The sequence below is a fragment of the Hyphomonas sp. GM-8P genome (assembly GCF_003263315.1).
Lineage (GTDB): Bacteria > Pseudomonadota > Alphaproteobacteria > Caulobacterales > Hyphomonadaceae > Hyphomonas.
Genome location: NZ_AWFE01000070.1, coordinates 13,510 through 26,455 on the forward strand (window position 1 = coordinate 13,510; position 12,946 = coordinate 26,455).

Sequence of the window (12,946 nt, forward strand, 5' to 3'; positions counted from 1 at the left end):
GCGAAAAATGGACGAGGGAAGATGATCAGCAGTCCGCTGCGCCTGCCGTTCCGCTTCTCGCGCGACAAAGAGGCTCTGCAGGCCTTATCCGCGCTCAGGCGGAAACGGGGAAAACCGGCCAGGTGTCGAGGATCGCGCCGTCTTCATAGACGGCAATGTCTCCGAATTGCAGGAAGACCGCTTCGCTCTGTTGCGGGCGGAGGAAAACGAACTCGTCCGTCTGGATGGACAGTTCAGGCCCGCCATTCAGCATTTCCTGGTTCGAGGAACGTCCGAACGTCTTGTTGTACTCCAAACCGGGCGGATCGACCGGGTCGGCAAGCCAATGACCGCCATGGATGAAGACGGTCTTCTTCGAATTGGGATTCCACGCAGAGGCAGTTCCGCTCGCAAACTCAAGGCCCGGCAGGCGGGTCTTGTCGAACGATTTGATGACCGGTGTCGCGATAAAGCTGGCTGGTTGGTGCGGTTCCAGAAGTTCCGTGTCGAAATGCGTCGGTTTCACCAGGCAGGACCCTGCGGACACCTCATTCGCGATATCGGTGGACTGGTAGTAGCGATAGGTCGGGCTACCGGCTGCGTTCCGGGTCAGGCCCGCCATTTGGTCACCGCCGATCAGCGTGGCCGCCTGTTCCAGGGCGGAGGTGTAGGTGTTCCACGCGCCTTTCAGCGCCTTGTCCCGCCAGCCAAGCGCGGTCGGCAGGGAAGGGATGTGCGGCTCATAGCCCATGAAACCCTTGAATTCGAGATTTGGGTCCGCCTTGATCGCTTCGATGGTGGCACCAAGGGCAGGCCCCGGCTCAAAGCCGCCGCGGTGCAGGCCGACGTCGAGCTCGAGGACAATCTTCAGGGGCCGGCCGATGTCCGACGCGAGCGCGGCATATTGCTGAAGCCGCTCCGGCGTATCGATCAGCCATTCGATATTGTCCGCTGCTGCGCTGGCATGTGCGGGAAGCGTCTCGAAATAGTGACGGGCGGCGCGCACCGGAAGAGGCTTGCCCACCAGTTGGCTTGCATCCGGCATGTCGACGGAGAGCTGGGACAACATGGGCTGGTTGAACGTCATCAACCGGTTGGTGCCGGAAAGATCGCGGATATGAGACAGCAGTCCGATGGAGGGAAGGGATTTCGCAACGATGCGGTAGCCCATGCCCGCGGGCAGGTGCGTCTTCAGGGTTCTGACATTATCCGAGAGACGCTTCCTGTCGATCACGAGCGTTGGCCAGGCGATGCCGGCGCCGATCAGGGCAGCCTGAACGCTGAGAAAGTACGGATCGCGCGGCCCACTATGGTCGTGAGGCTTGTTCATCAGGACGGCTCCTCCGGCAGCGACGGCGGCGCCGCCAAGAAACAGGGTACGGCGCGAAAGTTCAGGCATCGAAGTCCACTCCGAACAGGTGTGCAAGGTGCGGGTTCAGAAATTTCCCTTCCGGATCGAGGGCGGCGCGCAGGTCAAGGAAGTTCTGGAATTCCGGATAGAGCGCGATCAGGTCTTCCTTTCCGAGGGAATGCAGCTTGCCCCAGTGCGGACGTCCGCCATGGGCACGGTGAATGGGTTCCAGCGTGGAGAAGAAATAGTCGTAGGGCTCGTCCACAGCGGCATGCGTGGCAATCGACATGCGTGGACCGTCATTGAACGGGCTGAGCCACGCATTGTCAGGTGCCGTGATCCGGATTTCCATCGGGAAGAAAGTGTCGTTGCGGGATTCCAGCGCCGCGATGATCTCCCGCAGGCAGGCGAGGCCGTTCTCAAGCGGAATGTGGTATTCCATCTCGTTGAACTTGGTTGGCCGCGCGGTGGCAAGCAGCTTCCAGTAAGCGTCTGAACTTTCCTCGATCTGGCCCTTCGGCAGGCTTCCGGCGGCGATGCGCCGGCGCAGCCAGGATGACCAGCCGAACACGTCGCGCAGTTCCTTGAGACCTGCCAGCGTGTCTTCGTCTTCGTCGGAAACCCGGCCGGTTACCTCGCCATCGAAAATATCGTGCGAGATCCCGGCAGCATACCCTGTGAACGGGAAGTAGTAGAATTCGAAATTCCGGTGTTGTTCCGAAAGATCCATCACGCGGTCGAGCAGCGTGTCCAGCTGTTCCACCCAGACCCGGCGTTTCAGATTGTAGGACGGCACGCATTTCAGCGTGTACTGAGTGATGACCCCCAATGCGCCGAGCGAAACCTGGCCGGCGGAGAACAAATCCGGGTCCGAAGCGGCGGTTACATCGCGGGCGGTGCCGTCTGCCGTGACGATCCGGAAGCCTTCGATGTGTGCGTGCAGGGGCTTGAGCATCCGGCCTGTGCCATGGGTGGAGGTCGAAAATGATCCCGCGAGGGTTTGCACATCGACATCTGGCAGGTTCAGAAGCGCGAGACCGGCGGCGTCCAGTTCACGCGCTGCCTGGCGAATTCGTGTGCCAGCCCCGAACGTGGCCATTCCAGTTGCTGTGTCAGACGAAACCAGTCCTGAAAAGCGGCTGGCATCCACGATCAAATGTTCTGAGGGGACGAGACCGGTGAAGGAGTGTCCGCTGCCGACAGGGCGCACGCGGCGTGCTTCGGCGAGTGCGCTTGCAAGGTCAGCTTCGGTGGCTGGTACTGCGATTTGACTTGGTGTGGATCGCTGTATGCCGGACCAGTTGGACCAGGCCACTTCACCTTCCGGGGCAGGGGGCAGGTCCGGGCTGTATCCGTCGCGCTTGAAATCCTTCATGCTCCAGCTTGCATACTGGACGCCGGGAATGGCGACGGCGGCAGCGAGCCCGGCCGATCCGAGCAGAATGGCGCGCCGGGTGGTGCTCATGACTGGCCCTCCGTTGCCATGAATTCGATGAGTGACTTGAAATCGTCGTCTGTGCAGTCCGGGCAGTACCCCATGGCGGGCATCGTACCGCGGCCGGAGTGAATCGAGGTCAGCAAACCGTCCATTCCACGCTGCTCGAACCGCATTTCCCACGCCGCCGAGTGGCCGGTCAGCGGGGCGCCCAGTCCATTCAGGGCATGGCAGGCCCGGCAGGACCGGTCATAGATGGCGGCGAGACCGGCATCTGCTGGGACCATGGTTTCGGCGAGGGCGATGTGAGCGGCGTCGGGTTCGACGATTTCCGGCGCGGCGATCTCTTCCGCCCCCCGGGAACAGGCACACATACATGCCAGCACCAGCGTCGCTGTGAAAGTCCTCACCATTTGTCTCCCCCGTCCGTTGCCCGGATCGTGTTTTAGATAGCTAATGCTATCATTACAGGACACATCAAAATGAGTCTATCGTGGAAAGAACAGACAATCGAATCTATTCGTTTCTGGAGGAATTCCGGACGTCTTCATTCATGGCAGCAAGGCGGAGACTGACCTCGTAGGCCTTCTTGGTCTCCATGCCAGCGAGAATCATGCCGGCCTGTTCGGAGCGCATGAGACGCAGGAAGCCGGCTGCAAAGTCGGAATCCATCTGGTTGAAGATCGACGCCGCCTGGTCCGGTTTCATCGTGCCGTACATGCGCGCCAGATGATCCATATCATCATTCGAGGCGTCCTGGAGCTGGCCCCACCGGTCCTGAAGCGTTGCTTCGACTGCCTGAAGATCGGACGCACGGCGGTCCAGTTCCTGCTGGCGTGCGAGCAGTTCCAGCTCGAGCTCCTGCAAGGCAGCCTGTTGTTCTTTCAGTTTTTTCTGGTCATCCGCCAGAAGCGCAGCGGTCTCGGCGGTAAAACAGACCTGGTCGATCTGTTTGGTCCCTGCCACAATCGGCGCGGGCGCCGGAGTGTGGTCCCCGGCTTCCGTGGGATGGGCCGTCTTCTGCGGGCTCTCTGCAATCGCCAGATTGCTGGGCAGGAACCTGACGGCGGCACCCAGTGTGAACAGGAATCCCAGGGTAAGCAGGACATAGGATCGGCTGTTGTTGAGAGACTTCATGGCAGGCTACCCGTTTCGTCTTCTGCGAGGTCAGCGCCCGGTGGTCTGGGCGAGGGGGCGATAGTCTTCGTCGGCGTCTTCAGTCATTTCACGCATGTCCTGCATGACGCGGTTCATTTCCATGATGCGGGTCTTGGACTGGTCGAGGATGATCCGCATCATCGTGCTGAGTTCGGCCTGAGAGGCCGTCACCTGGTCGACGGCGTCCTTCTGTGTCGCTTCAAGGGACGCTTTCAGCTTTTCCAGCCGGGCGCAGGTCTGTTTTGCGTCCTCCAACTGCATTGCGAGGCGCGCAGCCATTTCGCCGACATGGGAACGTGTTTCCTTGGTCGAGCTGGACATGGCTGCAATCGATTTGGACATGGCCATGATGGTTGCGCCGAGTCCGTCGCGCGTATCCTGCAGGGCTTTCAGCCGGCGGTTCAGCACGAAACAATACACACAGGCGGCGAAGGACACGAGGATGATGGCGATGTCGGTGGCTTCAATCGGCATGGGGCTCACCTCAGCAGGAATTCTGTGATCAGGACGCCTTCGGAAACACCGCCGCCCAGCACCAGTTCAGAGCGGCGGCTGAGCTGTTCGCGCATGTGGGCGTAGAAATCGGGGTTTTCGAAATCGCTGAGTTCGACGGAACGCAGATAGTTGGTAAATGCATCGATCAGCACGGGTTCGGCTTTGGTAACCATACCCGCACCGCTGTTATCGGTGACAATGGAGACCTTCATCTTCAGATAGCGTGTTGCCGGCTCGCTTCCGATCGTGATCAGGATGTCCTGCAGTTCCACATAGGTCTGGTCTTGTTGCGCGATGGGTTCGAGCGCTGGGCCGGTATCGACCACCGGACAGGCTGGGCCCGTCGGTGGATCGGAGGCCAGGACATAGACGGTTGCGAAAGAGCTGGTCATGGCGCCCACAGCAAGGATCGCCATGCCGACGAACCCGCCACCCGACTTCTTCCCGCTGGTCTGCGCACCGCCGTCCGCGGCTTGGTCGCCAGCTTTCGCAGCATCTTTTTTTGCCATCAACTTCCCGGCTATCCCAAGACTCCCGATGCTCCTTAAACAAGGCTTCGGGTAAAGGAACCGTTAATGATTTTCGGCCAGATATTAACCATTCCAACGATCCGCCCCGATACGGGAAGACCTGATTCATGAATTTCATTGCCAATCTTCGCGCCCTGCCTGTCAGCCGGCAAATCATGCTCGCTGTCGCCATGCTGGGCGTCATCGGAATCATGAGTTTCATGGTGCAAGGGGCGATGAAACAGCCGATGGGACTGCTATATTCCGGACTCGACGCTTCCGTCACGGGTGAGATCATCGATGAGCTCGACAAGCGCGGCACGCGCTACGAAATCAAGGGCGATGCGATCCTGGTGCCGCAGAAAGACCGCGATTCGGTCCGGTTCGCGCTCGCCCGGGACGGGCTGCCGAAACAGTCGGTTCAGGGTTACGAACTTCTGGACAACGTAAACGGGTTTTCCGTCACGTCGGAGATGTACAATGCTGCGTATTGGCGTGCCAAGGAAGGCGAACTGACGCGCACCATCCTTGCCGTTCCGGGAATCCAGTCGGCACGGGTCCATATCGGCGCAAGCCTGCGTTCGGGGTTCGCACGGTCTGATCCGGCGCAGACGGCTTCGGTAACGCTGTCGTCTGCACATAACCTGACGAGCAGTCAGGCACAGGGCATCCAGTACCTGGTTGCTCTGGCAGTCTCCGGACTGAGCCCGGACGAGGTCGCCGTGATCGATCTCAACAAAGGTATTCTGGCCGGGCCAGGCGTTGCATCCGCAGAGCAATCGGGCGTTCAGGCGGAAACCGAGGAATCGCAGCTGGAGCAGAAAATCCTGCGCCTGCTTGAGGCGCGTGTCGGCGCCGGTAATGCGCGGGTGTCTGTGTCTGTCGATGTCAGTCACGAACGCCAGCGGACTTCCGCGGTGACGTATGATCCTGACTCTCGGGTCGTCCGGTCACGCACAACAGGCGATGTGGCGGAGACCAGCGGCGGCACCTCCGGCGCGCTTACTGTATCCAGTAATCTCCCGCAGGGGAGCGCACCGGCCGGTAGCCAGAGCAACAGCACGGTCAAGAATTCCTCTGAGTCTGTCTCCTATGAGATCAACGAAACCCGCACGGAAACCGAACGCCTGCCGGGGCAGGTGGAGCGGATTTCGGTCGCGGTTCTCGTGAATGACCAGGTGCTCGGACTGGATCCTGCCGCACCGGACGCCGCGACGGTCAATGACCAGATGGTTGCCAATTTCCGCCAGCTCGTGACATCCGCCGTGGGGCTCGATGTGGGCCGGGGAGATAACCTGACCGTGGAATTCATGCCTTTCCAGGCCGCGCCCGTTGAGGAACTCGCCACCGCGCCGAGCATGATGGACCAGTTGATGGAGCGCTACCTCTGGTCCGGCATCCAGATCCTCGTTCTGGGACTTGTGGTCATCGTCCTGGCCCTCGGCGTGATCCGGCCGATGATGAAGCAGCCGAAGACGAATGCTTTGTCTTTGGATGATCATGAGCCAGGTAGCCTGGATGCGATTGCGGCCGACCCGTTCGTCTCCCTGAAAGACTATGCATCCGAACGCCAGGACGATGCTGCGGCTATCCTGCAGGAATGGCTCGATGAAGACCGGAAGTTTGCTGTGAATGAGTAACGCGCTTCTCTCCAACCTGCCGCGTTTCGACAGGGATGATCAGACGCATCCTGCCGAGCAGTTGAAACGCATGCTGGGCCAGATGCAGGCAGCTGCCGCACGGCCTGCGGCTGCACCGCCGCAACAGGACGTGTCGGAAGCGGAAGAGGAATTGACGCCTCCCGAAGACCTGGGGCCATCGCTCGCGGAAGTCGAAAGTCTCGTCGCGCAGCTTTCCTCTGCACTGACCCGGATTGAGGGCGAGGCGCGGGATCAGTCCATGCAGGTCACGCAGGCACTCGCAGCACGCCTTTTCCCGGAATTGTCGCGGCAGTTTCTGGCCGACGAGATTGCCCGGCACCTTCCGGTTCTTGTGCCGGCTTCGGTGCCGTCACTTGAGATCCGTGCCCGGCAGGCCATGCTGGACAAGCTTGAACCCATCATCGCGAGCGAGTCGTCTCTGGCTGGCCGCTGCAAGTTGGCGCCTGCAACGTCGCAGGATGAGACGCGTGTGCTTGTCTCGTGGAAGACCGGCGGCGTGACATTTGATTTCGAGGGTCTGCTGGCTGCGTGCCTCGCCCATCTGGACCCCTCCCACACAATGATCGAGGAGTAGACCCATGGCCGTCCCTATGGAAGCCGAACCCAAATCGCCTGAGGTCGAGCGTCGTGACCCGTCTTCAGCAAACCAGCATCGCCGGACGATTTTCAGTGTTCCGGTCACTGTAACCGTTTCGATCGGGCAGGCACGTCTCAGCGTGTCGGAAATCCTTGATTTGCAGCCGGAATCAATTGTTCCGCTTACGTCTCGTATCGAGGACCCGGTGGACCTCACGATCGACAACAAGGTCATCGCGAAAGGTGAGCTTGTGGAAACGGAAGATGGTTCGCTCGGCGTGAAAATTACGGAGATACCGGAGCAATCCTACGATGATCTGGGCTAGGGCAGGGGGCATTTTCCTCCGCTTCAGCATTCTGATGATGCTTGCCGTGGTGGGCGTTTCGCTCGCCGCGCATGCGCAAGGTGCGCCGCAGCTGGACCCGGTTCCCAGCCTGAATGATGTCCTGAACGGAAATGGCCAGGGCGGGCTCAGCCGCTCTGTGATCCAGCTCTTCCTGCTGGTGTCGGTACTCAGCCTGGTGCCGGCGATCGCCATGATGGTGACCTGCCTGCCATTCATGGTGATCGTCTTTTCGTTCATGCGTCAGGCTGTCGGTGTCCAGCAGGCGCCGCCCAACATGATGATCATGGCGCTGGCCATGTTCCTGACCTTTTTCGTCATGGAACCGGTTTTCACCAATGCGTGGGACAATGGCATTTCCCCTTACATGGATGGCGTACTGACCGAAGAGCAGGCCTGGGTAATGACCACGGACCCGTTCCGGACCTTCATGACCAACCGGACCGAACCGGAAACCCTTTACGTGCTGAGCGATGCCCTGAACCGGCCGCTCGCCGAGGGTGAAGCGCCGTCTTTTCCTCTGCTCGCGACCGGTTTCATGCTGTCGGAGGTCAAACATGCCTTCCAGATCGGCTTTGTCATATTCCTGCCATTCATGGTGATCGACCTCGTTGTAGCCTCGGTGCTGATGGCGGTCGGCATGATGATGGTGCCACCCACTGTGGTTTCGTTGCCGTTCAAGCTCGGATTTTTTGTTCTGGCAGACGGCTGGCTTAAGATTACAGAAGCCATTTTGCGCGGATATGCAGGATGAGCTCTGCCCGAACTGCCTCCAACGTGGAAAGCCTTCCAGCGCGCCGCGCGCAAAAAATGGGTGTGGCGCCGCCTCAGCCGGCACCGATCAGTTCTGCCCAGCGCGCTGCGGTGATCATCGCCTTGCTGGGGGAGAGCGCCGCCAAGCCGATTGTTGAAAAGCTGGACGATGCCGCGCTGGCCAAGGTCGCTTCCGCGCTTGAAAACCTGTCCATGCTGACCCGCGATGAACTGGTCGACATCGTCATGGATTTCATAGCCCATCTTCGCAAGACAAATGGCGCGATGCGCGGAGGCCGGACACGTGCCAAGGAAGTCTTGTCCAGCGTGGTCGACTCCAATCGCCTGAGCCTGATCTACAAGGACGACACTTCAGAAGCGGCTGATGACGAGGATGAGGAACAGCTCAGCGTATGGGAACGCCTGGAGCGCAAGGATCCGAAACAGGTTGCAACTTACCTTTCGCGCCTGTCGCCCAATTTGATCGCTCTGATTCTGCAGAAGCTCGACGTGTCCGTCTCGTCAGAAGTTCTGGGCCATATGGAAGGCGATAAGCTGGGACCGATGATCGGCCACATGGTCGAGCCGCGAAAGACCGATCCGGGCGTCGACCAGGTGCTTGGCCGCATGGTCGAGATGGAATTTCTCAACGCCGTTCAGGAAGAAACCGAGGAAGCGGGCAACAATCTGGCCTCTGTCGGGGAGCTGCTGAGCCTCATCTCGACGGAAAAGCGTGACAGCCTTGTCGCGTTTCTCCGCTCCAAGCATCAGGACAAGCTGGAAGGCATCGAGAAATCGATCTTCACGATCGAAGGTCTGCCGGACCTGCTGCCGAAGAATGCCGTGCCGGTCGTGTTCCGCGAAGTGGATCAGTCATTCCTGCTGAAGCTCCTCAGCACGCTTCAGGGCAGCAACAGTGCCGTCTCGGATTACCTGCTCGGGAATATTTCGTCGCGGATGGCAGATCAGTATCGTGACGACCTTGGCGGCATGAAGCCTCTGGAACCAGCAGCCGCCGAGACGGTCCAGCGGGAATTCCTCAATGCCCTGATGGGCCTCAAGCGGCGTGGCCTGATCGTGCTTGAGCGCAGCGCAGAACAGGACGCCTGACGCGTCCTGTTCTCAACCGGCCCTAGTCACACCTTTATCGGATCACCAGTTCAGCGTGGATGGCGCCTGCCGTCTTCATGGAGCGGATGATATCTGCCATTTCCTGCGGTGTGACGCCGAGGGCGTTCAGACCAGAGATCAGTTCCGACAGCGTCACATTCGGCTGGAGCAGGGCAATATTGCCGCTACCCGTCTGACCGATGGAGATTTCGGATCGCGGAAGCACCTGCGTTTCTCCGCGGGAGAATGGCCCGGGCTGAGACGCGACCGGCGTCTCTGATATCTTGATCGAGATATTGCCCTGCGCAATCGCAACGCGGGAGATGGTGACATCGTCGCCCATCACGATCGTTCCGGATTTCTCGTCAATGACGATACGGGCCGGGGCGTTGACCGGCACGGTCAGGTTCTCGATTTCTGCCAGCAGACGGGCAGGGGAGACCTGGAGTGAAGCAAAGTTGAGTTCCACGGTTCCGGGGTCGCGCATGAAGGCGATCGGACTGCCGACCCGGCCATTGATGACATCCTCGATCCGCGCCGCCGTGGTAAAATCCGGGCTGCGGAGCGCCAGGGTCAGGTGGTCGCGCTGGTTGAAGTCATAAGCGAGTTCCCGTTCCACGCGGGCACCGTTGGGAACTGCGCCGGTCGTCGGAGTGCCGCGCGTTTCGCGCGCGCCCGCTGCCTGGACATCGATGCCGCTGACGATGATCGCGCCCTGCGCCACGGCGTAGACTTCATTGTCCGCGCCCTTGAGCGGCGTAAGGATCAGCGTCCCGCCCTCGAGGCTTTTCGCATCACCGATGGAGGCGACAGTGACATCGACGCTGGATCCGGACCGGGAGAAGGAGGGCAACGTGGCCGTAACGAGCACGGCAGCAACGTTCTTCGGCTTGATCTCTTCACCCTGAACGTTCACGCCCAGGCGCTCCAGCATGTAGGAGAGGGAGTCTTCGGTGAAAGGGGAGTTCTTCACCGTATCGCCGGTGCCATTGAGTCCGACAACGATACCATAGCCGACCAGATCGTTCTGGCGAATCCCTTCTACATCCACGATATCGCGGATGCGGGTTTCAGCACTGGCGGAGAAAGCCAGGGTTACTGCTGAAAAAGCTGCGAGGATCAGGGCGGTCCATTTCATGGCACTACCTCATAAAGTTCAGCAGGCTGAGATTGGCCAGCCGTGCAGTAAGTGTGTAGGAGGCTTCGAGACCGGTTTCGAGCTGCTTCAGTTCCGAAGCCGCTTCATATTGGTCCCTTGCCGTCATCTGATTGAAAGCGTGCGTGAGGACGGTTTCCTCAACATCGAGCGCGCTTTTCGAAGACTCGATCTGCGCCTGAAGAATGCCGCGCTCTGCGCGGGCAATCGTCAGAGCTGCCTGACCGTCCGCCAGCGTATCGGTTGCCTGAATGAGGGCATCACTGTTGCCGTCGAAAAGGGCAAGTGTTTCGTCGGCCCCGGACAGCGCGAGAACGGCCAGCCCCCAGACAGTCTTGGTGATCTCAGGGTCGGTGCCTGTCACACTTGCCGGATCGGAGGCTGTCGCAGTGCCGGAATAGATATCGGCCTGCCAGCCGCTGCCTGGCGTGTTGAAATAGGCATCCATCTGCGTCGCGAAGTCCGCGGCATCGGTCGCGGAGGCCGCCATGGCACGGACATCGTCCAGAAATGCGTCCACGTCACTCATCGGCTTGGTGTTGGTGGCGTCGCCAGAAAACAGATAGCGTTCGCCATGACGCGTATTGAGGATGGAGAATGTTGAGGCAATGGCCGCTTTCGCGTCGCGTACAACCGCTTCCCTTGCGGTAAAATCCTCAGAGCCGAGCGCGGCTTTCATGCGAACGCCGAGTTGACCGATATTGTCATCGATTGCTGTCAGAGACTGCTGGATGATGTCCAGCCTGGTCTCCTTGAGGGTCAGCTGGGTCCGCTCGTTCGTGACATCGTCGATTGCTTTCTGTCCGAGCATGGCCTTGCCAATACGACCGGACAGATGCGCGGTCATGTCCTTGTAGCGGCCTGTGACGGCTTCCTCGGATGTCGTGTCGATGCGTTCGCGCAGGCGAACAACCGTCTCACTGAGACCGGATGAGATGTTGTGGATGGGAAGGCTCAGGCGCATGTTATCAGATCTCCATCAGCCGGTCGATCATGTTGCTGGCAATTTCAATCACCCGTGCATTGGCGGCATAGGCCTGCTCGATGATCAGAAGATCCTGCATCTGCTGGTCGACATCGACGCCCGTCTCGGAAATTTCTGCTTCCGCCATGATGCTGTACTGCGATGATGTCGACGAGAGGACTGCTTCATGGCTTACTCGCTTCTGTCCGGTCGTGGATGCAAACTGGGCAAGAAGCTCGCTGGAAGAATAACTACCTTGAAACCCTCCCATATTCATTGGGCGGACGGTTGTGACTGCGTCCAGCATGTTCTGCAGGATGGTCGCATTCCCTGAAGCGCCCTCGCTGATTGCCCCGATACCGTCCCGCAAACGCCACATGCTGCCGCCCTGGCTAGGGTCGATGGCCGGGTTCAGTGCCAGGCGCCCTGCAAGACCTGGATCGCCGGAGCCGTCGGAGTCCACGAACAATCCTTGCGCACCCGGCGTTTTCGTCGGATCGATTGCATCGTCCGAAAGGCGGGCAATCAGATCGCCCGCAAGAGTGTCCAGCTGGTCACTGAACGCGGGAAGGTCGGTATCGCGCAGCGTGAACAGCGCGCCAAACATGCCGCTTGAAACAGCGCCATACGAAGACGTGCCGGGCGTGATGGATATGCCCCCGACGCTCAACCCGGAGAGGCCGCCACTTGCCAGTGTCTGCGAAGGGCCAAACACGGTCGATGGCGTGAATTCAATCTCTTTGGCGGTCGTTTGCAGAAGGTAGACACCTTCCTGCGTGACGATATCGATGCCGCCACTCTGGCGCGGTACGGTTTGTATCGGCAAGTAGTCGGAAATCTGGTCGAGCAGGCGTCCCCGTTCGTCGATCAGCGCGGCCGCCTGGCTGCTGGTGCGGTCAATCCGGGCGATCTTTCCGTTGAGTTCCTCAATGCCCTTCAAGGCGGCATTCACTGTGTCTACGCCGATTGCGATTTCGTGGTCAGTTTCCGCGCGAAGGGACGTGGCGAAATCGGAAAGGGCATTGAATTCCTTGACGAGGGAACTGGCCGCCTGAAGCGTCGCGGTCATATCCGAGCCGGACTCGGGCGATATGGCGAGATTGGACAGGGCGCTCTCGAAGTTCGAAAACAGGCCGAAAAGTCCGGATCCGTCGGCCGTATTTCCGACGCGGGCAGAGATGGTGCTCCAGGTCGATGCGAACAGGTCCGCCTGTGAAAGGTCGCTTCCGAGAGACCTGCGTTCGGCAGACAAGGCCTCGTCACCGGCCCGGGTGATGCCAACGGAGCGGACCCCTGCGCTGTTCCCGCCGAGGATGTTCTCCGCCACAACGAGCGAACGGCGGACATAGCCCGCCGTCGTCGAATTCGAGACGTTCGTGGCGACGACGTCGGCCTTCAGACTTGTGATCCGAAGGCCCGATTGTGCCGCCTGGATAGCGCTGGATATGGTCACTT

At 60.0% G+C, this 12,946-nt stretch carries 14 protein-coding genes; 5 read left to right on the plus strand and 9 right to left on the minus strand.

Annotated features, from left to right (window positions below; translation table 11 throughout):
• Nucleotides 1–94: 94 nt before the first annotated feature.
• The 6 genes from HY26_RS09840 to fliL all read right to left on the minus strand — a co-directional run bounded on the left by HY26_RS09840 (nucleotide 95) and on the right by fliL (nucleotide 4,927).
• On the minus strand, nucleotides 95–1,378 hold the full coding sequence (locus tag HY26_RS09840) for an alanine racemase (RefSeq protein ID WP_034762063.1): 1,284 nt from the start codon (nucleotides 1,376–1,378) through the stop codon (nucleotides 95–97).
• The gene (locus HY26_RS09845) at nucleotides 1,371–2,795 is read right to left on the minus strand and encodes a D-arabinono-1,4-lactone oxidase (protein WP_034762066.1); all 1,425 of its coding nucleotides are present in this window, start codon (nucleotides 2,793–2,795) and stop codon (nucleotides 1,371–1,373) included. The genes HY26_RS09840 and HY26_RS09845 overlap by 8 nt, the downstream gene beginning before the upstream one ends.
• Nucleotides 2,792–3,178: a cytochrome c5 family protein gene (locus HY26_RS09850; RefSeq protein ID WP_081812936.1), complete on the minus strand. Its 387-nt coding sequence runs from the start codon at nucleotides 3,176–3,178 to the stop codon at nucleotides 2,792–2,794. The genes HY26_RS09845 and HY26_RS09850 overlap by 4 nt, the downstream gene beginning before the upstream one ends.
• 103 nt (nucleotides 3,179–3,281) lie before the next feature.
• Nucleotides 3,282–3,902, minus strand: a complete 621-nt coding sequence (locus HY26_RS09855; protein ID WP_051599580.1) for a MotE family protein — start codon at nucleotides 3,900–3,902, stop codon at nucleotides 3,282–3,284.
• 30 nt (nucleotides 3,903–3,932) lie between these two features.
• Complete coding sequence (locus HY26_RS09860) at nucleotides 3,933–4,397, minus strand: hypothetical protein (RefSeq protein WP_034762069.1); 465 nt, start codon at nucleotides 4,395–4,397, stop codon at nucleotides 3,933–3,935.
• A gap of 5 nt (nucleotides 4,398–4,402) precedes the next feature.
• Nucleotides 4,403–4,927 (minus strand): flagellar basal body-associated protein FliL, encoded by a 525-nt coding sequence (gene fliL, locus HY26_RS09865; protein ID WP_051599582.1) that lies wholly within the window; start codon nucleotides 4,925–4,927, stop codon nucleotides 4,403–4,405.
• A 128-nt stretch (nucleotides 4,928–5,055) separates the two neighbouring features.
• On the opposite strand from fliL, the gene fliF reads away from it, so the two are divergent.
• From fliF to HY26_RS09890, 5 genes are read left to right on the plus strand one after another with little or no spacing between them, the layout of a single operon-like run.
• Entirely contained in the window at nucleotides 5,056–6,567 is a 1,512-nt protein-coding gene (gene fliF, locus HY26_RS09870) for a flagellar basal-body MS-ring/collar protein FliF (RefSeq protein WP_034762072.1), read from the plus strand.
• Nucleotides 6,560–7,162: a hypothetical protein gene (locus HY26_RS09875; protein ID WP_034762090.1), complete on the plus strand. Its 603-nt coding sequence runs from the start codon at nucleotides 6,560–6,562 to the stop codon at nucleotides 7,160–7,162. Before fliF ends, HY26_RS09875 begins: the two co-directional genes overlap by 8 nt.
• Nucleotides 7,163–7,166: 4 nt before the next feature.
• The gene (locus tag HY26_RS09880; RefSeq protein WP_051599584.1) at nucleotides 7,167–7,490 is read left to right on the plus strand and encodes a FliM/FliN family flagellar motor switch protein; all 324 of its coding nucleotides are present in this window, start codon (nucleotides 7,167–7,169) and stop codon (nucleotides 7,488–7,490) included.
• A complete protein-coding gene (locus HY26_RS09885; RefSeq protein ID WP_034762093.1) occupies nucleotides 7,477–8,262 on the plus strand; it encodes a flagellar type III secretion system pore protein FliP in 786 nt (261 codons plus the stop codon). Before HY26_RS09880 ends, HY26_RS09885 begins: the two co-directional genes overlap by 14 nt.
• A complete protein-coding gene (locus HY26_RS09890) occupies nucleotides 8,259–9,371 on the plus strand; it encodes a FliG C-terminal domain-containing protein (RefSeq protein ID WP_081812937.1) in 1,113 nt (370 codons plus the stop codon). Before HY26_RS09885 ends, HY26_RS09890 begins: the two co-directional genes overlap by 4 nt.
• A gap of 34 nt (nucleotides 9,372–9,405) precedes the next feature.
• Here HY26_RS09890 and HY26_RS09895 read toward each other — a convergent pair whose 3' ends face one another.
• The 3 genes from HY26_RS09895 to flgK are packed head-to-tail and all read right to left on the minus strand — an operon-like array spanning nucleotide 9,406 to nucleotide 12,944.
• The gene (locus tag HY26_RS09895) at nucleotides 9,406–10,509 is read right to left on the minus strand and encodes a flagellar basal body P-ring protein FlgI (RefSeq protein WP_034762098.1); all 1,104 of its coding nucleotides are present in this window, start codon (nucleotides 10,507–10,509) and stop codon (nucleotides 9,406–9,408) included.
• A gap of 4 nt (nucleotides 10,510–10,513) precedes the next feature.
• Nucleotides 10,514–11,491, minus strand: a complete 978-nt coding sequence (locus HY26_RS09900) for a flagellin (protein ID WP_034762101.1) — start codon at nucleotides 11,489–11,491, stop codon at nucleotides 10,514–10,516.
• Between the two features lie 4 nt (nucleotides 11,492–11,495).
• A complete protein-coding gene (gene flgK / locus HY26_RS09905) occupies nucleotides 11,496–12,944 on the minus strand; it encodes a flagellar hook-associated protein FlgK (RefSeq protein WP_034762103.1) in 1,449 nt (482 codons plus the stop codon).
• Nucleotides 12,945–12,946: the final 2 nt, after the last annotated feature.